The organism is Nostoc sp. UHCC 0870 (genome assembly GCF_022063185.1).
GTDB lineage: Bacteria > Cyanobacteriota > Cyanobacteriia > Cyanobacteriales > Nostocaceae > Trichormus.
This window is the reverse complement of the sequence record NZ_CP091913.1, coordinates 1574847-1598124: the sequence shown is the minus strand read 5'-3', so window position 1 is coordinate 1598124 and position 23278 is coordinate 1574847. Positions and strand designations below refer to the sequence as shown.

Annotated in this window: 11 protein-coding genes, 1 tRNA gene and 1 pseudogene; 3 read left to right on the top strand and 10 right to left on the bottom strand. The window is 40.3% G+C overall.

Features of this window, described 5'->3' with window-relative positions; genetic code table 11:
* Positions 1–113 precede the first annotated feature (113 nt).
* The 3 genes from L6494_RS07095 to L6494_RS07085 all read right to left on the bottom strand — a co-directional run bounded on the left by L6494_RS07095 (position 114) and on the right by L6494_RS07085 (position 7871).
* Positions 114–5507: a trifunctional serine/threonine-protein kinase/ATP-binding protein/sensor histidine kinase gene (locus L6494_RS07095; RefSeq protein ID WP_237993057.1), complete on the bottom strand. Its 5394-nt coding sequence runs from the start codon at positions 5505–5507 to the stop codon at positions 114–116.
* 162 nt (positions 5508–5669) lie between these two features.
* Entirely contained in the window at positions 5670–7265 is a 1596-nt protein-coding gene (locus L6494_RS07090) for a 2-isopropylmalate synthase (protein ID WP_237993055.1), read from the bottom strand.
* A gap of 84 nt (positions 7266–7349) precedes the next feature.
* Positions 7350–7871 (bottom strand): LabA-like NYN domain-containing protein, encoded by a 522-nt coding sequence (locus L6494_RS07085; protein ID WP_190710290.1) that lies wholly within the window; start codon positions 7869–7871, stop codon positions 7350–7352.
* 667 nt (positions 7872–8538) lie between these two features.
* Here L6494_RS07085 and L6494_RS07080 point away from each other — a divergent pair.
* The gene (locus L6494_RS07080) at positions 8539–10884 is read left to right on the top strand and encodes a CHASE2 domain-containing serine/threonine-protein kinase (RefSeq protein WP_237993053.1); all 2346 of its coding nucleotides are present in this window, start codon (positions 8539–8541) and stop codon (positions 10882–10884) included.
* Between the two features lie 2 nt (positions 10885–10886).
* Here the strand turns inward: L6494_RS07080 and L6494_RS07075 are convergent, their stop codons facing one another.
* From L6494_RS07075 to L6494_RS07060, 4 genes are all read right to left on the bottom strand, one after another.
* Positions 10887–11603 carry a rhomboid family intramembrane serine protease gene (locus tag L6494_RS07075; protein WP_237993051.1) on the bottom strand — a complete coding sequence of 239 codons (717 nt, stop codon included), beginning with the start codon at positions 11601–11603 and terminating at the stop codon, positions 10887–10889.
* A 267-nt stretch (positions 11604–11870) separates the two neighbouring features.
* Positions 11871–11941: transfer RNA gene (locus L6494_RS07070), tRNA-Gly, on the bottom strand.
* A 50-nt stretch (positions 11942–11991) separates the two neighbouring features.
* A complete protein-coding gene (locus tag L6494_RS07065) occupies positions 11992–13233 on the bottom strand; it encodes a hypothetical protein (protein ID WP_237993049.1) in 1242 nt (413 codons plus the stop codon).
* 39 nt (positions 13234–13272) lie between these two features.
* Positions 13273–16779: a response regulator gene (locus tag L6494_RS07060; protein ID WP_237993047.1), complete on the bottom strand. Its 3507-nt coding sequence runs from the start codon at positions 16777–16779 to the stop codon at positions 13273–13275.
* 855 nt (positions 16780–17634) lie between these two features.
* Here L6494_RS07060 and L6494_RS07055 point away from each other — a divergent pair.
* Entirely contained in the window at positions 17635–18252 is a 618-nt protein-coding gene (locus L6494_RS07055; protein WP_237993044.1) for a GNAT family N-acetyltransferase, read from the top strand.
* Between the two features lie 784 nt (positions 18253–19036).
* Positions 19037–19576 (top strand): hypothetical protein, encoded by a 540-nt coding sequence (locus tag L6494_RS07050; RefSeq protein ID WP_237993042.1) that lies wholly within the window; start codon positions 19037–19039, stop codon positions 19574–19576.
* A gap of 152 nt (positions 19577–19728) precedes the next feature.
* Here L6494_RS07050 and L6494_RS07045 read toward each other — a convergent pair whose 3' ends face one another.
* The 3 genes and pseudogenes from L6494_RS07045 to gor all read right to left on the bottom strand — a co-directional run bounded on the left by L6494_RS07045 (position 19729) and on the right by gor (position 23226).
* Positions 19729–20874 (bottom strand): histidinol-phosphate transaminase, encoded by a 1146-nt coding sequence (locus L6494_RS07045; RefSeq protein WP_237993040.1) that lies wholly within the window; start codon positions 20872–20874, stop codon positions 19729–19731.
* A gap of 134 nt (positions 20875–21008) precedes the next feature.
* Positions 21009–21656, bottom strand: a pseudogene (locus L6494_RS07040) (YqiA/YcfP family alpha/beta fold hydrolase).
* Positions 21657–21852: 196 nt separating this feature from the next.
* The gene (gene gor / locus L6494_RS07035; protein WP_237993037.1) at positions 21853–23226 is read right to left on the bottom strand and encodes a glutathione-disulfide reductase; all 1374 of its coding nucleotides are present in this window, start codon (positions 23224–23226) and stop codon (positions 21853–21855) included.
* Between the last annotated feature and the right edge of the window lie 52 nt (positions 23227–23278).

The following is a 23278-nucleotide window of genomic DNA, read 5'->3' as shown; positions in this document are numbered from 1 at the left end:
GGGGCGGGTTGAGCAAAATATTCGTGAATGATTCGAGCATATCTGTGAACCCGCCCCTACTGTTTGTGAGAAATGCGGGATTTATAGGTAGGTAAATTACCATAATCTCATCCTTAAATGGGCAAGATAATCTCAAATTCTGTTCCCTGTCCTAATTGAGAAACAAGATTAATTTGTCCATGATGAGTGGACACAATAGAGTAAGCTACGGCTAATCCTAATCCTGTTCCTTTACCAACCGGTTTTGTGGTAAAGAAGGGGTCAAATACTCGTTTTTGGACTTCCTCAGAAATGCCAGTCCCATTATCAGTAATGCGAATACTAATACTGGGAGTTAAGGAATTGCTGCTGGTGGCAGTACGAATGGTAATGCTAGGATTGTTGATTTCTGCTGCATTTAAAGCATCAATGGCGTTATTCAAAATATTCATCATCACCTGATTAATTTGTTTGGCGTGACAATTCACAAATGGTAGTTCACTATAGTCTTTGATGATGGCAATTTTATTGAATCTGTGTTGCAGAATTAACAGTGTATTCTCAATACCGTCATGAATATTCACGGGTTTAGTTTCTGATTCATCAAGACGGGCAAAATTTCGCAGAGATAAGACAATATTTTGAATGCGTTCACTACCATTTTGCATTGAGTTTAGTAGCTTGGCTACGTCGTTAATTATGTAATCTAAATCTATTTTCTGGAGATAATTTTTAATCTCAATAGTGGGTTGGGGATATTGTTGCTGATAGAGATGAATACCATCAAGTAATTCCTGAAAATATTCTTGAAGATAAGTAATATTTCCGTAAATAAAGCTAATTGGGTTATTAATTTCATGGGCAATACCTGCAACCATTTCTCCTAAACTTGACATTTTTTCAGCGTGAATTAGTTGCGCTTGAGTATGTTGTAATTCTTGGAGGGTATGGGATAGTTGCTGATTTTTGTGGTGTAGTTCTTGGGTGCGCTGCTCAACTTTCTGCTCTAGGGTGTTGTAGAGGAGGGCATTTTCTAGGGAAATGGCAGCTTGAGAGGTTAATAATTTGAGTATATCCAGGCGATCGCCTAAAAATACACCTGTTGTTATTTTATTTTCTAAATACAATATCCCCAATAACTGCCCTTGGTAGCAAATGGGCATACACAGTACACTCTGGGGTTGATGTTGGTGCATATATTCCCCAATCACGCTCTGTATAGGGGTTTTGAGATCATCAATGACTACTGTTTCCAGGGTATTTTTGACATACTGAATTAGCTGAACTGGGACACTAGGATGATGATCAAGTGGTGCTGTTTGTAATATTGTGCTTTCTAGGGTGGTAATCGCTCTGACTTGCCATGATTCATCCTGCAAGAGAATTAACGCACACTTATCTGCACCAGCATTTTCGAGAATAATCTGAGTTAACCTTTCAATTAGTTCCTCTAGCTGAATGGCGGTAGATATGGCTTGGGAGGCTTTTAAAATTGAGCCAAAATCTAGTTCCGAATGGCTGCTAGAAGAATTTGAAAGATGGGTTGAGGACTGAATTGAGTTGCTGTACTTCACTGTACTAATCAGTCGTTCTCCCACATCTAGTTTGAGGGCTTTTTGTTGCAGAATCAGCCGCAGTAATTGTGGGTAGCGTTGTTCTAAGTCTTCTATTTTGGTCTTTGCACCCCAACGGGCATAACAGTAGTATGCTTCTTGTATATATGCTTGAGCAACTTTGTCTTTACCCCAGTTGAGGAAAAATTTAGCAGCTAGTTCATTGCTGAGTGCAGCGTCTTGAATGTAGCCGCTTTCTGTGGCTTGAGAAATAGCTAGGTCGTACAATTCCATTGCTGTGGTTTTATGACCTAAAACTCGATGCTTTTCCGCCTCCACTAAATAGAATCGATGTAACTGATTCATGGGTGCATAATTTGCCCACTGTTGCATTATCTCTTGATTTTCTGCTACCTGCTGTAAAATCTCCTGTTGTTCTGTGAGTGATGCTGTAGGGAATAAAGCTAGTTGCACTAGAGAATCATAAAAGTTCAGCAATGGGATGTTAGGCATTGCGTATCCTGAACTAGAATATTGTTTAGCTTTAACCGCATATTCCACCGCGAGTTCTAATGCTTGAAACAAATAGCACAGTATCAATTTATTTACAAAGAAATGCCATAAAGCAGAGCCATCATTAGCCGCTTCATTTAATGCCAGCATTGATTCTTCATTGTAGGCTCTACCAACTAATTCCCAAGGCTTGGTTTTTGGCTCGATTAAATTTAGGACTACTTGATGATAAATATTGTTGTAATTAAGTGCATTTTTTTGATGATTTTTTTCCATTGCTGTCCCATAAATCGCCAATTCATCAGCTAATTTAGTTAATTCTTGACCAGCAAAGTAAGCATTGTAGCAATAACCATAAGCTGCATAAGCAGCATAGATCAAATCACCACTATTTAATGCACGGGCATAGGTTTGTAGGAAGGGATTGAGTGTTGCTGTGAGTGGCTCTTGCCAGTGGATAATAAAATTATGAACGACAAACATGACGATTCCTTCATATTCCCGTTCTGGAAATTTAGACAGGATTTGCAAAGCTAACTTACCAAATTCATAGCCTGTGGAGATAGTATTTGTCTGCCCACAAAGCATGAGTCCATACCCTGAGTAACCTAAAGCAGAAGCAGAACAATTTCCGTATTTTATAGACAGAACAACTTCCTTCAGGACTACCAAGCGATGAAGTTCCGGTTTTGCCATATAAGCAGGAGTAGTTAATTTCACCAAAACACGCAAGGCGGCGAGTAATTCGGGATTCTGCATCTCTGGTAAATCAACTAACTCGGCTACTGTTTTACCTCTGAGGTTAGCTTGTATTTCTTGTAAAGCCTCAACAAAATCTGCATTTGTTGGTGTTTGGGGAAACTCAATCCCCATCGGCTGCAAAAATTGCATGGCTGTATCAATAGCTGCCAATAATTGACCCTGAGAGGTGTAAGCGTCAATTTTGACTTCGTAGACTTTGGCTGTATCAATGACTGCTTTGGCTTGTTGTAAAACTTCCTGAGCAAAGTTTTCCATTGATTCCAGTTCACCACTCAGATAACTGGCTTCGGTAGCTTCGTTGTATAAGCTTAAGGTGAAATTATAGTCAGATTGCCAAGGGTTGATGGGTAGTAACTGAATACTGATTTTCAGGTAAGCCAGTGCAGCATTATGTGCGGTTGAGGCTTTGGCTTTTTTCCCAGCCATGAAATTTAAGCGGGATAATTCATGGCGTTCTCTAGGTTCATGGAAATGTTCAATGCCAATATTTAGCTGATTAGCGATCGCAAAAACCTGTTCCTCTAGTTCTGCTTCTAGGGTGTTTTCCCACAGTAGACGACCGATTTTGACATGAGTTAGCTGTTTTTGGTCTTCTGGGATTAATGAGTAAGCAGCTTGTTGGACGCGATCGTGCAGAAATTTATAAACAAAAATTTCCGCATTGTCTTGAGTCATATCTTGATTTTCTGCACCAACAAAAAATTTATAAATTTCTGTCTGCGGTAAAATCAAGCCTGACTGCAAAGCATTCCATAAACAAGTTGCTGTTTCTACTATAGATTGTTCACAAACCAAAGCTAATGTTTTTAAATCAAATTGATTTCCAATACAAGCAGCTAGCTGCAAAATATTTTGTGTTGATGGGGGAAGTTTTTGTAGTTGCAGTGACATGAATTCAACTACATCATGGGAAATTGCTAAGGCTTTAACTGCACTAATATCACACTGCCAATTTCTATTATCCCAGTCAAATGTAATTAATCCATCTTCATACAATGCCTTGAGGAACTGGGTACTAAAAAATGGATTACCCTGGGTTTTCTGGTATACTAATTGAGTGAGTGCTTGAGCAATTACTGGTGAACAACTTAGCGTATCTGCCACCAGTTGATTTAAGCTAAAATTACTCAAAGGCGCAAGAGTAATAGTATTTATTTTACCTTGACATTTAATAATTTCTGCTAAAGTTACCATCAAGGGATGGGCAGATGAAACTTCATTATCTCGATAAGCCCCAATTAATAATAAATATTCTGTGGCTGATTCACTCATCAACAACTGCATCAAATTTAAAGATGCAGAATCCGCCCACTGCAAATCATCTAGGAATATCACTAATGGATGTTCCTTAGTTGTAAATACCTGGACAAACTTCTGGAATAATAAATTAAATCGATTTTGAGCAGCATTCCCTGATAATTCTACAGCGAGTGGTTGTTTACCAATAATGCGTTCTAATTCGGGGATAACTTCAATAATTACCTGTCCGTTTTCACCAACAGCCGCTAAAATATGACGCTTATATTCCTGGATTTGAGCATCACTTTCTGTTAACAATTGTCCCATTAAATCGCGAAAAGCTTGCACAAATGCACTCAAGGGAATATTGCGGTTAAATTGGTCAAATTTACCTTTAATAAAATAACCCCGTTGCTTGACAACGGGTTTATGAACTTCATTGACTACAACAGTTTTACCAATCCCGGAAAACCCAGCAACCAGCATCATTTCTGTTGTCCCCTGACTGACTCTATCAAAGGCTTTTAATAGAGTTGTTACTTCGGTTTCCCTTCCATAAAGTTTATCGGGAATGATGAAGCGATCGCACACATCCCTTTGGGCAATTTTAAAGTCTTCAATTCTGCCAATTTCCTTGAGTTGAAATAAGCATTTTTCTAAATCATATTTCAATCCCAACGCACTTTGATAGCGGTCTTCAGCATTTTTCGCCATCAATTTGCTGATAATTTCTGAGAGAATAAAGGGAATGTTGGGATTTATTTCATTTGCTAATGGTGCAGTTTTAGCAATATGATAATGTACCAATTCTATTGGGTCATTTGATGGAAATGGTAACTCTCCCGTAAGTAATTCGTAGAATGTGATTCCTAATGAATATAAATCTGTACGGTAGTCAATTCCTCGATTCATGCGTCCCGTTTGTTCGGGAGATAAATAAGCCAATGTCCCTTCCAGCACATTGGGATTCATCAAGCTTTGAGTTTCTCTGGGTAATAGAGATGCAATACTAAAGTCAATTAATTTAACTTGTTTTGTTTCTGGATTAATTAAAATATTGGCAGGTTTAATGTCTTTATGAATAATGCACTCGCGCATGAGAATATCTAAAGTATTGCAGAGTGCGATCGCTATTGACAAAAAATCACTCAGAGATAAGTTTGTTTCGTACTTATTTATCCATTCTTTGATAGATATTCCCCTAAAGTCTTCCATTACCAAAGCATAAGCGTTTTGGTATGGTTCTAAGCTATAAGTTTGGATAATCTCAGGTAGTTGGAGATTTTTAGCAATGGTGTATTGATTGCGAAACTGCACCAATTCCCGGAAACTGGGATAGGGATTTTTTAGCAGTTTAATGACTACAGGTAATAAGTCACTTTCTCGAACTGCTCGATACACTAGGGTTCTAGAACCATTGTATAGTTCTTCTGTGAGGATATATCCGGGAATACTAATCATAGTGAGAAGTCTAAAATACTACATTTAGTATTCCCAGGATTAAATGAGTAATGAGTAATAAGTAATGAGTAATGAGTAAATACCCATTAAAACAACAAGATGAAGTTACAACACAAAACAACGCGTGAAATGCTTGCATCTTGTTGCTTGAAAGTGCTAATTCTATGCGGTTACTTCCTCTTGCTTTTCTTGTGTTTGCAAAGATGCGTACAAACGATTCAGGGCATTAACATATGCTTGTGCAGACGCAACTATGATGTCAGTGTTGGCTGCATGACCAGCAAATACTCTCGATTCATAGCGTAAGCGAATAGTCACTTCCCCAATCGCATCTATACCACCTGTTACTGACTGCACAGAAAATTCAATCAACTGGTTGGGTACATTTACCACACGGTTAATTGCTTTATAAACTGCGTCTACTGGCCCTGTCCCAATGGCTGCGTCGGTAAGTTCTTCGCCTGTGGGGGTGCGGAGGGTAACTGTAGCTGTGGGTTGAGCATTACTACCGCAGGAAACCTGTACCAATTCTACCCGGAATAAATCGGGGGCTTGTTGGATTTCGTCGTTAACAATGGCTTCCAAGTCCCAATCAGAAATTTCTTTCTTTTTGTCGGCTACTTCTTTGAATCTGACGAAAGCTTTATTGAGTTCGGTTTCTGATAGCTCAAAACCCAATTCTTTTAACCGTGTGCGGAAGGCATTACGCCCAGAATGTTTGCCCAAAACTATTTGATTGTCTGTTAAGCCAATCAATTTGGCATCCATAATTTCGTAGGTGAGTTTATTTTTTAAAACTCCATCTTGGTGAATTCCTGACTCGTGAGCAAAGGCATTTGCGCCGACAATTGCTTTATTTGGTTGCACTAACATTCCCGTCAAATTGGAAACTAGGCGGGATGTTTTGTAAATTTGACGGCTGTCAATATTTGTCAGGGGTTCTTCCGAATCTGCTGGTCTACCTAAGAAAGGATTAAAATATTGCCTACGGACGTGCATGGCCATAACTAATTCTTCTAAGGCGGCGTTTCCTGCTCGTTCACCTATGCCATTGATGGTACATTCTAATTGTCTTGCACCATTTTTGACGGCTTCTAAGAAGTTAGCAACTGCCAAGCCTAAATCATTGTGTCCGTGAACAGAAATAATCGCTTGGTCGATGTTGGGGACATTTTCTTTAATCCCCTTAATTATTGCCCCAAATTCGCTGGGTGTGGTGTAACCAACAGTATCGGGAATGTTAACTGTTGTTGCGCCGGCGGCGATCGCTCGCTCTAAAACTTGATACAAAAATTCAGGATCAGAACGCCCGGCATCTTCTGGGGAAAATTCTACATCATCGGTGAAACTCTTGGCATAGGCTACCATTTCTTCGGCGATCGCAATTACTTCCGGTCTGGTTTTTTTGAGCTTATATTCCAGGTGAATATCAGAAGTAGCAATAAAGGTGTGTATTCTGCCTTTGGCGGCGGGTTTAATCGCCTCGGCTGCGGCTTTAATATCATCATGTCTAGCCCTCGCCAAACTACAAATAACTGGGCCATTTTCTGTCCCGACAGTTTGAGCAATTTTACTCACTGCTTCAAAGTCTCCGGGACTAGCAAAGGCAAACCCAGCTTCGATGATATCTACACCCAGACGGGCTAACTGTTTAGCAATTGCCAGCTTTTCATCTATGTTTAATGTCGCCCCTGGACACTGTTCACCATCTCGGAGTGTCGTATCAAAAATGATGATTCTTTCTGCTTGATCTGTCATTTTGGCTCGTCGTTTTAGTTTTACTTTTAATATCGCTTACATTAGTTGTTCTAGTCTTAACTTTGTAAATAATTGCTAAGGCTATTAACCTTCTGCTTTTTCTATTTTGTCTCTAATATCATTTAAGTCTATATATCTATCCGTAGCGTTGCGTAACTCTCTAGCAATCATCCCTTCTGTTGAAACTACCGTAATGTGAGTATTTTTTGAACGTAACAGTTCAATTGCCCTTTCAAAGTCGCCATCACCACTGAATAAAACTACTCGATCATACTGATCTACTGTATTAAACATATCTACAACAATTTCAATATCTAAATTAGCTTTTTGGGAGTAGCGACCGGAGGAATCATCATAATATTCTTTGAGGATTTTCGTTCTGACTGTATAACCTAAACTAATGAGAGCATCCCTAAAACCTCGTTGATCTTGCGGATCTTTTAAGCCCGTATACCAAAAAGCATTGATTAATGTTGTTTCTGATTGCTCGTGTTTAAAGTATTCTAATACTCGTCTGGGATCAAAAAACCAACCATTTTTTTGTTGAGCATAGAACATATTATTTCCGTCTACAAAAATAGACAGACGATTCATTGGAGAACCCATAGAAAAATACACCTAACAATAGTAAAGAATTTAGATTGAACAATAGATTATAGCAATTCTCATTTGATAAATTTGCTAATATCTCAAGAGTAGCTTGTCATGTATAGCTTTTATCTTACATCTTGCAAAGCATAAAATTATCTGACCCCTAGAATTTTATTTGCTGGGCATTGGACATTTTAACTCCCAAGGCTATAAGACTTACCCTGTAATCAAAATCTACCAATAAAATTGACTGATTAACAGGATGGTTTGGGATAGAGTCATGAAGTTTACTTCTAAAGACGTAAGGCATAGGTCTGATATGAGGATAGGGACTAATGAAAATCTATAGGTTGTGCAATTAACAATATTTGCATCAGCAGTCAACTGTAGACGCTTTGAAAAAGCTGTACTGTGCGGATTGTATAGAGTATAATCTAGCCATAACCAAGGGATGAGTCGGCATATTTCCCACTCAAATCATTGGTACACAATACTTGGATCTCACTCACAAAGAAATTTTTGGGAGTGTTGGTGTTAAAAGCTCTCTGACTAGAGTTCGATGAATAATTAAAGTTATATTACAAATGTATAAGCTAATCATTTTAAGTAATATTTCAATGTGTTTGTAGTATAAGTGGGACAAAATAAATCAAACAGTTGTACGTAAACTTATTAACATGATATGGCAGAAGAACCTACATCGACCTCAAATAAAAAATATGTATCTACTGCCAATATAGCGTCAACTAAACCCTCAAAAGCAACTATCACTGCATCGTTACGCCAGTCACAACGCATCATAGCACTGGGTAATCTGCTCAACATTGTTGCTGCAATGGGGGCATTTCTGGTAGTAACTTCAGGTGTAGCTGTGGCTCAATGGTTGGAAAATCAAGCCATATCAACATTTTGGCAAATGCGGGGGTCGCTTGTACCGCCAGAAGATATTGTAATTTTAGCAATTGATGATCAGTCAATATCATTACCCGAACAGTACTATAAGACAGATCCACACACTTATGCCTACCTAGAACCACTGAGATCATTCCCGTTTAAACGTGCCGCTTATGCCCAAGTAATTGAAAAATTAATGCAGGCGGGAGCGCGTTCTGTGGCTTTAGACGTAGTTTTTGATACGCCTGGTACTTATGGTACAGACGATGATCGCCAATTGCAAGCAGCATTAAAAAAATACGGGAGCAAAATCACCTTAGCAGCCCAATACGACACATCTGAATCCCACCAAGGCACAGTGACACAACTGAGGTTGCCTTATGAGAAATTTAGAGAATATCCAGTTACTATAGGCAGTGTAAATTTCCTTTTAGAGGTAGATGGTAAAATTCATCGACTAGCTAGGGAATTTAACAAACTTTTAGCAGAAGACGATCTCCTGACTGAGAAAATCCCTTCATTTGATCAAGCAGTATTGAGATCAGCAGCAGTCAACTATCCACCACTGCAAGGCGATGGGATTTATTTTTGGGGTCCGGCTGGTACATTTGAGGCGATTCCTTTTTGGTACGTCCTCGACTCACAAAACTGGAACACTTATTTACAGCAAGGTGAAGTATTTCGAGACAAAATTGTCATTGTGGGAGCAACAGCCCAGTTAGCCAACGATTATCATCCAGTCCCAGTGACTACAAATTGGCCGTCTCCTGAACGCATGGCAGGGGTAGAAATTCATGCCAACGCGATCGCTACTTTGATGCAAGGAAAAGCGATCGCACCAGCTATTCCTAACCCATTGTTGCGGGGTGTGTTTGTATTATTTTTAGTTGGCGGCGCATCATTAATCATAACTAGAAGCAAAAGTGGACTGAAGCGATTTTTGTTTAGTCTGGGTTTAGCAGGTGTTTGGGGCGGCATCAGCTATATTAGCTTTATTTATGGACAGTTAATTTTACCCACCACTGTACCAATACTGGCGATCGCTACTTGTGGTTTATCTTATCTGGGAACGGAAGTAGCTAGGGAAAAAATTAGAACTCGCCAATTAGTAGAAATCTTCCAGAAATATAAAACCTCTCCAGTTGTACAAGAGATTATCAGCCAACAACAGGAACTGCAAGACCTCCTGCAACAAAGAGACTTAGCTTTAGCAGGGACAATACTAGGCGGACGCTATCAAATCATTAAAGTTCTGGGTGCTGGAGGATTTAGCGAAACATACATCGCCGAAGATATACAGCGTCCTGGAAATCCCCGATGTGTCGTCAAGCAGCTAAAACCAGCCAACACCGAAGCCAAAGCATTGGAAATGGCGCGGCGTTTATTTGCATCAGAAGCACAAACCTTAGAAAAACTGGGTACATATCCCCAAATTCCTCAGTTACTAGCCTATTTTGAACAGAATGCAGAATTTTATTTAGTCCAAGAATATATTATCGGTCATCCTCTATCACAAGAATTAATATCAGGTAGAGGCATTTTAGAAACAACAGCCATCAAAATTGTTAAGGAACTACTACAAATATTAGTATTTGTTCATGAAAATAAAGTGCTTCACCGAGATATTAAACCCAGCAACATTATTCGCCGCCATGCAGACAATCATCTGATATTGATTGACTTTGGTGCAGTTAAAGATATTTCTGCACCACAGTTAGAAAATCAAGAGCAAATTCCCTTCACAATCGGTATTGGGACTAAAGGTTACGCTCCCAATGAACAATGTTTTGGTCGTCCTCAATACAATAGTGACATCTATGCAGTGGGAATGATTGGGATTAAAGCCTTAACTGGTATCCCACCCCAGGATATTCCTAGGGACTCCCATGAAGAGTTAAAATGGATTGATAAGGCACTAGTGAGCAATGGTTTCGCGCAAATTCTCAGTAAAATGGTGCGGGATGATTACAAACAGCGTTATCAATCTGCATCAGAAGTATTGGCAGCAATTGATAAGTTAGAAAATCCTTCAGCTAAAAAATCTTTGCCACCAAATGAGTCATCAATAGATAAGTTAGAAAATGCTTCAGATGATTCTGACCTACCCACCGCACCTTGGCCAAAAGACTTTTAACCCTACCAAGAAGATTCTTCCTGTGGTTTATCACTAAATAAGCCCAACAGGGGGCCAAGAATTGCGCCAAAGATAAAACCGCCTGCATGAGCCCAATAAGCAATTCCACCGCCTTCCATACCGATATTAGTACGGGTTTCCAAGCTAGCTAGTCCATAGAAAGATTGTTGGAGAAACCAAAATCCTAAAAAGAAATATGCAGGAACGCGGAAAGTTGGGAAAAACAACCCCAGAGGGACAACACCAATAACTTCAGCTTGGGGGAAGCGGAGAATGTATGCACCCATCACACCGGCGATCGCACCACTAGCACCCAAGGAAGGAATGTTAGAATCTTGAGCGAAGAACCATTGAGCTAAGGAAGCTAAAACACCACAGGACAGATAAAACAGCAGATACTTGGCGTGACCTAATTTTTCTTCTACATTATTACCAAAAATCCAGAGAAACAACATATTACCCGCTAGGTGTAACAAACCACCATGCAAGAATTGCGAACTAATTAATGTCGCCCACTCTGGTACAGGCTGATTTATAGCAACCCCAGCAAAACTTAAACTCAGTTCACGGGGGACTACAGCCGCTAAGTGTAAAAACCCGTTTAATGCTTGCGGCGGAAGACTAGCTTCATAAAGAAACACCAGAACATTCACCGCAATTAGTCCAAAAGTTACATAAGGCGTAATTGTGATCGGATTATTATCTCGAATAGGAACCATCGGCTCGTTTCCTTATATTGAAGCACATAACTCCACGGTAAAGATTTTTGCTAGTGTCTGCTTCTAGCCAATGGATGAAAATCAGTTAGCGATTTGTGATTGATAGATGACTCAGCAAAAAAACCTAGCTTCAAAATATGTGATTAGACGATCGCCCCCTCTCTCGCTTACATTGATTGGGTAGGAGCGATCGCAGTTTAAGTCCCGCTATTCGATAAACACAAAAAAACCCTTGCAAGACTTACCTCACAAGGGTTTAATGTTTTAAGCGGGCGGCGGGAATCGAACCCGCATTAATAGCTTGGAAGGCTATAGTTTTACCACTAAACTACGCCCGCAAATTTCCAACTATGTTAGAGTAGCACAGTTTTATCAGAAATTCAAGTATCTAATTATTTTTCACAGGCTCAATAGTAACCCATATAAAAGAATTACTCACTTCTGGTTTTGTACCATCACGATTTTGACCTGGGATAAAGTTTTCGTTTCTGAACAAATCAGTGACCACTTGCTCATATAAACTTTTGTTACCTGCTAATCCTGCTGGTTCTATTTCTAGCACTACAGCTTGTTGGAACTTACCATTTTGATCAACTACTAAACTCGCTAGCAACTTTGCAGGTTGAAGTGCTGTATCACTAGGAAGATAGCTAGACTCTAAAGTTTTGGAGTTGCTTCCCTGGTATATAGACAAAACATCAGGAAGGTCATTATCTCCAATTATCCTCTGCTCGATGAGTTGGCGCACTTCATTTTCCCCTAGAGGGACTAAAGTCGCGATAGATCCGCTAGCAGTTTGATTAGGTGAATTTTCCGCAGCAGGAGTATTTGTAGTTTCAGCGTTAGATGAACTATCCTGACTGGAATTGCTAGCAGTATCTACATTAGAATTATTTGCAGGTTCTCCAGCAGAATTAGAACTATTATCACTGGAATTGCTAGGAGTTTCTTCATTGGGAGTGGTTGAAGGATCTTGACTAGAAGTATTTGCAGTTTCTTCGTCTAGAGTGCGTGGCGTTTGATCTTCTACATCTCCCGACTCGGCAATTTGTTCTGGTGTAACATTTGGATTATCTGATGGTAATGGTGTTCCCTTACCTAATTCAATATCTTGACGACGTTCCCAAGGACGTTCACCCAAGGGAACTGTAGGATTTTGCTGTGTAGGTTCTGGGGTTGGTGTAGAGGTCGGTTCTGGTTGAGGTGTAGGAGTTGGTGTAGAGGTTGGTTCTGGTTGAGGAGATTTTTCTTCAGCAAAGACTTGTGTATCAGGTTGAGGCGCATTGCTACTGTTTTCCTGCTGAATACTACCACCAAAATCTAGCCCCCGATCATCTTGATTTGTAGATGTGGGTGGTGCTGTTTCTGGTGTAGTTTTTGGTGCTTGAGGTGTTGGTGGTTTAGTTGTTGATTCCTGGGGTGAAATTTCTACCAACTCAATAGGAACAACAGCTTGGCTTTGTTGTGGAAACCAAGGTCTAAAACCATTAGGCGATCGCATTAACCAAAAAGCTAGCAAATGTAGAGAAACTGAACCTATAGCTACAGCAATCCACAAACCTGGAGGATCTTGATGTCGCCGCCAGACTGTGGCTGAAATAGGATTTTTATCCGCAACCGATATTGTCATGTGGCATTTGACACTAGATATTATTCCGTGCTGTAATCCTTAACGATTTACCATTACTTCTGGTTTCACCACAAAAGTCAAAACTGTTTCATCAACTCCTTTGAGTTTTAGCGGACTACCTTTCGTAATTTCTTCGTCTTGTAAATAATCAGCGACAGCCGCAGAAACTAAAATAGTACCGGGAACGGTAGCAGCTTGTAATCTAGCAGCAATATTCACACTCGGGCCGATCGCAGTATAATCTGCTCGTTCGGCACTACCAAACATACCTACAACTGCCGTACCTTGGTGAATACCACAGCGAAATTGTACCCCAGTTGGGTTATCGGCATCAAATATACCTTGGTTGTACCACTTCTGATTCAACTGCACCAATGACTTTTGCATTGCTCTAGCTGTATTAATGGCTCGACGCACCTGTTCATTAGGTGTCAGTTCTTCTGGCGCACCATACAAAGCTAAAATAGCATCTCCCATAAATTTATCTACCGTGCCACCGTTATCAAACACTCCTTTAGTCATGACTTCTAAATATTCATTCAGCAATTCTGCCACGCGTCGGGATCTAAGAGTATTGGCTAACTGAGTAAACCCCACAATATCGCTAAACAAAACTGTAATTAAGCGTGGTTCTGGTCGTAAATCTAAACTCAAAGTACCCGCAGCCGCTTTGGATACTAAAGACGGCGGTAAAAAGCGTTTCAAGACTGACTCTGTAAGATAAGTGTTTAGCTCCAAAACCCTACGTTCGTTTGCCTTCAAAGCTAGAAGATTGCGAACTTCCGCTAGAAGTTCCCGGTCATTAAATGGTTTTGCTAAATACGCATCTGCTCCATGTTCTGTACCTTCGATGCGGGTTTCCTCATCAACTTTGGCTGTGAGTAAGATAATTGGGATACCTTTGAGCTTTTCTTCACTCCGAATCATCCGAATCATCTCCAGTCCCGTCACCATCGGCATCATCAAATCAGTGACAATCAAGTTAGGAGCGATCGCTTGCGCTTTCCCAAACCCTTCATAACCGTTACGCGCTGTCTGAACTTGATAACCACTGCGCCGCAGGATATCAGACACATAGGTTCGCAAATCTGGGTTGTCGTCTACCACTAGGATAGAGTGGTGCGAGTTATCACTAGATGTTGTAGTTGTTTGGGGGTTTTCCCCTAATGTAGATAGTGTGAAGTCAATGCTCTCTGTGTTGTCGGCAGTTGATTCTACCAGTTCTAAGTCTGCTAACTCCACACTAGCGCGGCTGGTATTAACTTCTACAGGGGTATCAGATACTTGCTGTGGGGGTAAGTGAGCATTGCCGGCTAAAAGCCAAAGTTTAAAGGTAGTACCTTGACCATAGACTGATTCAACTGTGACTTTGCCACCATGTATTTCTACTAATTCTTTTACTAAAGCTAAACCGAGTCCACTACCTTCATAAGAACGATTTGCTGAACCTTCAGCTTGACGAAATCGCTCAAACAGATAAGGAATCTGCTCTTGCACAATACCAATGCCTGTATCTTGTACCTGTAGTAAGCATTGATTCTGTGCAGTTCTCAGTTTAACGCTGATTGTGCCACCTTCAGGAGTAAACTTCATGGCATTTGACAGCAGGTTATAAAGTACCTTGTCAAATTTTTCCATGTCTAAATACACCGTAGGACATTGGCTCAAGTCAGTGACCAGATGTAGTGACTTTTTTTCACAGTAGGGACGAAAGGACTCCACAATTTGGCTGACAAATTCAACTAAATCGCTAGGACGGAAACTCGGCTGCATTCTCCCCGCGTCTAGGCGTTGTAAATCCAGTAGTTGGTTGACTAGTCTCAGTAAACGGCGAGAGTTCCGCAAAGCGATCGCACTTTGGTCATAGGATAACCCCTCGCCTGAACTCACTGCTGACTCTAACGGCCCTTGAATTAAGGTGATGGGGGTGCGAAATTCATGGGAAATGTTTTGAAAAAACTCGGTTTTTTGTTTATCTAGTTCTAATAGGCGTTCAGCTTGCTCACGGGTTTTTTCGTAGAGGCGTGATTGCTGTACTGCGATCGCCGCTTGTGCTGCTACAGTTTTTGCTAACTCAATATCTGATGATAGCCACCGTCTAGCTTTACTACCTTCTCGCAGGGTAATACTACCGATACATTTATCATCAGCTACTAAAGGAACTACCATCAGCGATCGGGCTGGCTGTTTCCCTAGTAAATCAAACCCTTGAATTTCTGAGAAAGAATGATTTAAGTCAGAAATCACTACAGGCTCATGTGTCCGTATTATTTCTTGCAGAATCGGATTTTCCCGAATTGGGGCTTGGGATTTTGGTGATTCTTGTATTGTTAATTCTCTGGGTTTGATGACTGAGAGAGAATCTTCTAAATGCTGAGAACTATCATATAATCCTACACATTGCACATACTCATCTTCCTCTGCCCACAAAGATAAAACGCAGCCGTCTACTTGTAAAGCCTGTCCTAGTTGTTGAGTAATGGCTGCAAAGATATCTTGAGGATTCAAACTAGAACGAATCGCTGTAGTAATTGTATTAATTAAAGCTTCTCGTTTAGCTAGGGCGCGTACTTGCTCATAGGCGTATGCTTGAGATAAAGCAAGAGCTGCTTGATCTGCCACCATTAAAACTAGCTGTACCTCCTCTTCTCCCCAAATTCGCCCTTGGTGACACTGGTGCAGTGCTAGCACCGCCATCAATTGCTGTTGCCAAAGCAGGGGTACAACTAGACTAGAGGAGATATTAGCAGCCTCAAAAGCCTTTGCTCTGTTTTGTAGTTCAGAAGTATCTCCATAAATACGCTCATCATCTACTACATCATTAATCACCTGCACCTCACGAGTTTCCCAAAGCGTCTGGGCTAGAAGCGGTGGAGGGGAAGGATGATTGATTGGTGCTGCTGTTTTCTCGTTACGAAGCTGTGTCTGAGCTTGTTCTGAAGCTGTTTTTTGATAAATAAATCCTTCGTCTACTAATTGTTCATCTTGAAAGGGACGTAATAGACAAACATCCACCTCCAGCATATGACCAACTGTATCGACAATTGCTTGTAAAATTTGTCGATAATCTAAGGCACTGCGAATTGTGTTAGTAACGGAGTTCAGTAGCGATTCCTGGCGCAACGTGCGGGTTAATTCACGGGTACGAGCTTTCAGGACATTATGAGTATCAAGGGCTTGACGAACTACTGCTTTGAGTTCTTCCGCTTCCCAGGGTTTAGTAACATATTTGAATACTTTACCAGCATTAATTGCTTCCACTAAGTCTTCGACATCAGTGTAGCCAGTTAAAATAATCCGAATAATATCTGGATATTGAGTTGCCGTGAGGCTTAAAAATTCTGTACCACTCATGATCGGCATACGCTGATCAGAGATAATTACTGCCACCTCTCCCTCTTGCGCCAGCAGATCCAGTGCCGCAGGGCCAGATGTTGCCCTCAGCACCTTGTAGTCGCGATAGAAGGTGCGGTAAAGCAAGTCAAGGTTGTCTGGTTCATCATCAACAACCAAAATTTTAGGCTTACTGTTTACTTGGGATTTCATGCACCGCTTTCCTGCTGTAACGGCAGTCGGATAAAGGATAATCTGAATCAGGTAAGAATATTTCTGAGTCAGTTGAGAACAGAGCATTGCCACCAATAAAGCTATGTGGCTATATGAATGCTGAATATGGAACTATTCACAGTAATTAACTTCAACGGCTTGTCAGGATTGCCATTGCCGCTAGGGCAGTGCAGTTAGTCTCATTATCAGTGATTGTGCTACAGATTTGATTCTGACTGTTCAAATATTGCCTCACCTCCAGTAATAACCATCAAAATACTATGGGCAGCAATCAAGCTTAGTTAAAAAACCGCATGAAGCTACTTCTTCAGTTTTCCCGTTGTTACAGTCGCACTAACACTTTTAAGTAAATTTTATTTATGCTACTCCTAGAATAACTAGTAATATTACTAAAGTCATTTTTAAAAGTACGTATACTGTTAAACTAATATACCTCGCCCATATAGCTTTCAGAAAGATTTAGCTAAAACTGAAATCAGGTTATCACTCACCTGTCAGGGAAGTGATGAGATGAATTTTCTGGAAATGACTTTCTATTTTTGCCTTTTTGTACTATTTCTGATGATCTTAACAAGCACACTAATGTGTTAGGCTACTATACTCTTACTGGGTTAATTTTTTCTATGGAGTTATAGCTTGATTTTGTTCCCTTAGCAGCAGCACCATAGGACTGTAGACTCCCCCTGTTGGCGTTAACCTCTTCTACGAGAACACCTGACGGCCTTCCTCATAGAGAGTAAACCAATAACCTGGAATTATATCCGCCGACTTACTGTCAGTGTTTTAGGATAATTGAGAAGATTTTCGTTAAAAAACATTAATACTAAACTAGCCTTGACATACTGGTTTTCTGACCCATCCCACCAACAACAAGTCACAGCATCTGCTGAACAAAGTTCCCATCACTTCCAAATTCGGGCTGCTACATCTGCTGATTTGAGGGGTGTTGCCCAAATTATTGCAGAAAGTTTTCATTCCCAAAATGGTTTTTGGGGATGGGCTTTCCCTTTACTACGTTTAGGTATTTATGAAGACCTCAAACATCGCCTTTTATCTTCATCGCCTCATCACATTTGTTTGGTTTCCGTCAATACTCATGCTAATGCAGCGCATCAATTAGTAGGGACTGTCGAAATGGGTGTGCGTTTCAGTGATCCTTGGACACAAGTTGGTAGGAGTTTCCTTTATTTATCTAACTTAGCAGTTCACCCAGAATACCGCAGGCATGGTGTGGCATCACAATTACTCACTAGCTGTGAACAGGTTTCGCGGGAATGGGGATTCGATAATCTATATCTTCATGTTTTGGAAAATAATTATCAAGCGCGGCAGCTCTATTTCAAATTGGGATATAAGGTACAGACAGTAGAATCTAACTTGAATATATTCTTATTTAGGCAATCACGGCAGATTTTATTGCATAAACATCTACAATTAGATGCCATTATCTGAATATTCTTTTTTGGGCGGTAAATAGGTTGCTAACACTCCCCTTGGTCTAGTAAGTTTTTTGGTCTTTATCAATGAATAGTTTTGTGGCTTAAACCCAGAATCTATGACAGCAGATACAAATAAGTAATTACCTAAATACTCAAACTACATACTTGATTTTCCGATCAGAAATATTTTCAGCGATACCTTAAGATTTTGGTCAAACAAAATGGGTGCATACCCTGGATCTACTATTTACTCAATTGCTATTCTTTCAAATATTAGCTTTGAGCATCGCATTTCCAATCATAGCAGTAGTTTTGAGAGGATCTAAGCATATTAGTTTTAGTTAAAATTTCATCTAAAATTTTTATAAACCTATTTTTACTTAGCCTTTAAAAAAAATTTATAAAAAGAAATATATTTATTTATCCATATCATGTTGATTGTATGAAATCTCAACACTTTACCTTAAATATTACCAAACGAAAAATTTAGACTATAATTGTCTCATCAGTAAAATTACTTTGAAAGTAAATTAATCTCCTCATAGAACCTTATTAATGAAGATATTTATCTTCATAAAAACTTTAAATGTTTTAGCAATTAATTGGCAGACAAATGTAGTTAAATCACATAGAATGTGATCACTTAATGGCAAAGCTCATATATCTTGCTTTAAATTTTAGTTAAAATTGACTAAACAATTCTGGTTAAAAAGAAAGAGCAAAAAAAAGGTGGAGATTTAATCAAACTTATCCACCCTGGATTCCCAAAATTAAACTATTCAAAAGTTTTAGTAAACATGGATAGCGAAAAAACCCGCCGCTATCAAGCTACTATGGTATCAACGTACTACTCTGACACAAGTTGCCTTGACAGTTTTGTCATGCCAGATGGAACTGAGCAAACGTACAGTTCGGATGTTCTGACATTTTTGCACAGTGGACAAGTTTTTATAGTCAATAGTCGTAGGCGGAATGGGTTAATCCTCTTCAAACGCTATCATGCTGAATTTGCTGGGCCAGGAGCAGCAGTTGGCGGTGATTATGATGCTGATTGCCACATGGTTATCCCTATAGGAAATCTATCTTTACTGACACCAGAATCTTATGAAGAGCGGCAAAAAGCTTATTTAATCAGGCGACAGTGGATTAGGTTAATCAAACAAATTACAGAAAATCCAGTTCCTCAGCAGCGAGTGCAAAAAATTCTGGATCAGTTTGAACAATATTTTCCCCAGGAAATGGTTGCTAATTTACCAGATGTTGCTTTTGCTTTATTGGTGGGAGTGTTACCGCAAACGGCGGGAATAGTACGCCGTTGGGGTAATAGAGACATTTAAACCAATTCGCAATTCGCAATTCACAATGGACTAACGTCCCGCTACGCTCTAAGCGGAGCTATGCCGCAGGCTTTACGCAATTACGTGTGGTAACGGGGATTTAAAAAGAGCCACAACACTTGCGGCTTGATAGAAGCCGGGGACTTAAACCCCTATACTTTGTTAACTAAAGCTGCTTGTATTCGGTTTAGCGTGCGTAGGTTTTCTTCAGGTGTACCGATAGTAATTCGTAGTCCTCCGCTAATTTCACGGATAAGAGTACCTTGGTTTTTGAGTTGTTGATGAAGATTTTTTAAAGCTGTATTTTGTGAGTCATCATTATTTGGTTGAAGACGCACAAAAATAAAATTAGCGGCACTTTCTATAACTTGTAAGGCTGGGTTTTGAGATAAAGCTGTAGTCATTTTGTTACGTTCATGCAGCGTTTGCGGAATTGATTCCAGCAAGATGTGACGATTTTGTAAAGCCATGAGTGCGGCTGCAAGGGAAAAACTAGGTAAATTGTAGGGTAAGCGGACTTTTTCTAGGATAGCGATCGCTTCTGGATGAGCTATACAATAACCTACACGCATTGCTGCTAAACGGAAAGCTTTAGAAAAGGTACGTAAAATCACCCAGTTGGGATGCTGTGCTAACTCACTTGCCAAAGTTGTTTGGCTAAATTCAAAATAAGCTTCGTCAATGACTACCAACACCTGCTCACTCAGACTTTTTAACCAAGTCAATTCATTGATAGTTAAAGGATTAGCTGTGGGGGAATTGGGATGAACAACGAACACGACCCGAATGGGAGGATTTTGAGTTTGTTCGATAGCTGATTGGGCGGCGGTTAAATCAATTTCAAAGTTGTTAGGATTTCTAGCAACTGTTACGACAGGAATACCTAAAGTTTTTGCTAGAATCCCATACATGGAAAAGGTGGGATTAGCAACAAGAACTGCACCTTCTCCTTGTAGACAGGTGGCAATTAATAAAGAACGGATTAGTTCATCTGAACCATTACCCACAGAGATATTGTCAGCAGTAAATAGTGATGTAGAAACACCAGCCGATTCATTGACATATTCAGCGATCGCATTTTTGATCGCCCCATGTCCACCATCAGGATAACGATTTGTTTCGATGATCTCTTGATAAGTCCAAGCCAGCTTTTGTTTTAACTCAGGCGGCAAATCATAGGGGCTTTCATTGGTATCTAGGCGATCTAACTGAGTAGGAACTGCTGCGCCTGTATCGCTACTAGGGTGTGGTTTGTAAGCGTTAAATTGTGCTAAATCTGAACGAATAAAAGGAAGCATATTTTTAGTTAATAGTCAATAGTTAATAGTCAATAGTCATTAGTCATGGGGCATAGAAAATATAATCTACCCTGTCCCCTGTCACCTGTCACCTGTCACCTGTCACCTGTCACCTGTCCCCTGTCCCCTGTCTCCTATCCCCCAGATAACTGACAAAATTGTTGAATTGCTTGCCAAATTGCTTCTGTAACATTACCTAGTGCGTGATCGCTATCTAGTTCTACTAATTCTACCCAAGGACGCGATCGCATAAAATAGCGACTGGCGGTAATAGGGATGACTTCATCTTGTTTACCATGCAAAATCAACGTGGGAATTGGGCGTTATAATTGGGTTTGGGAGTATTTAGTTGCATCTGTCACAAAATTGTAACTTAAAGGCAGCGATCGCTCTTCACCATAGTGATGAACCATGATGTACTGTTCTTGTTGCCAACGCTGTATTGCTTCATCGCCTAACTTGGGCAACCAATGGGATAAAAACTCAAAAGCTGGTGCTAGTAATACTAGGCGTTCTACTTGTAAATATTGCTGTGCTATGTGGGCAGCAGTCAAGCCCCCCAAACTAGAACCAATTAGGGTTATAGGTACAGAGTCATTAGCAAATGCTGCTGCTACTTGTTTAATTTGACGTGAGATTGTTAACTCTGAAAAGTCACCAGCATTCAGATCAGGAATTTTTAGGGGGATTTGAATTTTAGCAAAGCGATCGCTGATATCTTGGGCTTTGTTAGATTTAGGACTAGAAGCAAAACCGTGCAGGTAGATATACTGGTTAGACATTGGGGAAGGGGACAGGGGGAAGGTGACAGGTGACAGGTGACAGGGGAATGACTATTGACCTTTTTTGAATTCAAAATTCTGTTAGGAAGAGTAAGAATAATTTTGAATTAATTAATTCTGGGTACAAGCCCCCATTGATTATCTTCTATTTTGAATTTTGAATTTTGAATTTTGAATTGGAGCGAAGCGACTTGACCTATCGCATAGTGACAAATTCTTCGGCGGCGGAGGGGTGAATACCTACGGTGTCATCAAAGTCTTGTTTGGTTGCACCCATTTTGACAGCGATCGCAACACCTTGGATAATTTCGGCAGCATTTTCACCGACCATGTGCGCGCCTAGAACTTTGTTGGTGTTAGTATCTACCACCAATTTCATCATTATGCGTTCTTGTTTACCTGTCAAACTGTGGTACAGGGGACGAAAACTAGTGCGATAAATTGTCACTGCTTCACCCAGTTTTTCCCGTGCTTGGGTTTCTGACCAACCAACTGTAGCGGCTTCTGGGTTGGAAAATACGGCGGTGGGTACGGTTTCATGGCTAAATTCGCGGCGATTGTTGCCAAATTCACTGTCAGCAAAAGCACGACCTTCACCAATGGCGACAGGAGTTAAATTTAAGCGATCGGTGACATCACCGACAGCAAAAATGTTGGGTTGATTGGTTTGACTATATTCATCGACTGCGATCGCACAAGTAGTGCAGTATCCTGATTCTACAGAACTGGGAACAACATCAACCCCAGCGTTTTGTAAACCGAGTCCTTCTACGTTGGGATCTCGACCTGTAGCCACCAAACAGACATCAGCAATGATGGGTTCTTGTCCGTCTCCAGATAAATTCAACTTCAAGCCTTCTGGAACTTGTGCAATGGCTGTCACCTCGGTATTTTGGATAATGTTAATCCCGTGATTGCTCATGCCTTCTTGAATGGCTGTGCGGATATCTTCATCAAATCCTTTTAGAATGAGGTGATTACGGTTAATCTGTGTGACCTCAGATCCCAAACCGCGCATGATACAGGCAAATTCTGTACCGATATAACCAGCACCAATAATGGCGATGTGTTTTGGTTGTGCTGTTAAATGAAATATTTCATTGGAGGTAATACTGTATTCTATCCCTGGTAAATCTGGTTTAGCAGGTCTTCCACCAACAGCGATTAAAATTTTATCGGCTGTAATTTTGCGGTCATTAACTTCTATGGTGTGGGGATCTAAAAATTTAGCGTGACCGGCTATCAGTTCTACGCCTGCTTTTTCGAGCAAACTGATATGTACTTGTGATAGTCGCCTAACTTCTTGATCAATTGATGTAATAAAATGCTCCCAGTCCAATAAAAAATTATCTAATTGCCAACCATAGCCGGCTGCATCTTGAAACAGCGCGGGAAAATGAGAGCCGTAAACCATCAATTTTTTCGGAATACAACCCCGAATCACACAAGTTCCGCCGACTAAATCATATTCTGCGATCGCTACTTTTGCTCCATAGCTAGCTGCACGTTTAGAAGCCGCCAAACCCCCAGAACCAGCACCAATTACAAATAAGTCATAATCAAAATTCATATATTTAAATGTCTCATTTTATTAAAGTGTGCGATTTTGCATTAAATAAAAA

What these genes read in the sequence shown, in the direction of transcription:
- L6494_RS07085 (WP_190710290.1), bottom strand. Translation starts at nt 7,871, where the DNA reads ATGGGTTCTCCAATGAATCGTCTGTCTATTTTTGTAGACGGAAATAAT.
- L6494_RS07080 (WP_237993053.1), top strand. Translation starts at nt 8,539, where the DNA reads ATGGCAGAAGAACCTACATCGACCTCAAATAAAAAATATGTATCTACT.
- L6494_RS07060 (WP_237993047.1), bottom strand. Translation starts at nt 16,779, where the DNA reads ATGAAATCCCAAGTAAACAGTAAGCCTAAAATTTTGGTTGTTGATGAT.
- L6494_RS07090 (WP_237993055.1), bottom strand. Translation starts at nt 7,265, where the DNA reads ATGACAGATCAAGCAGAAAGAATCATCATTTTTGATACGACACTCCGA.
- L6494_RS07050 (WP_237993042.1), top strand. Translation starts at nt 19,037, where the DNA reads ATGGATAGCGAAAAAACCCGCCGCTATCAAGCTACTATGGTATCAACG.
- L6494_RS07075 (WP_237993051.1), bottom strand. Translation starts at nt 11,603, where the DNA reads ATGGTTCCTATTCGAGATAATAATCCGATCACAATTACGCCTTATGTA.
- L6494_RS07065 (WP_237993049.1), bottom strand. Translation starts at nt 13,233, where the DNA reads ATGACAATATCGGTTGCGGATAAAAATCCTATTTCAGCCACAGTCTGG.
- gor (WP_237993037.1), bottom strand. Translation starts at nt 23,226, where the DNA reads ATGAATTTTGATTATGACTTATTTGTAATTGGTGCTGGTTCTGGGGGT.
- L6494_RS07045 (WP_237993040.1), bottom strand. Translation starts at nt 20,874, where the DNA reads ATGCTTCCTTTTATTCGTTCAGATTTAGCACAATTTAACGCTTACAAA.
- L6494_RS07095 (WP_237993057.1), bottom strand. Translation starts at nt 5,507, where the DNA reads ATGATTAGTATTCCCGGATATATCCTCACAGAAGAACTATACAATGGT.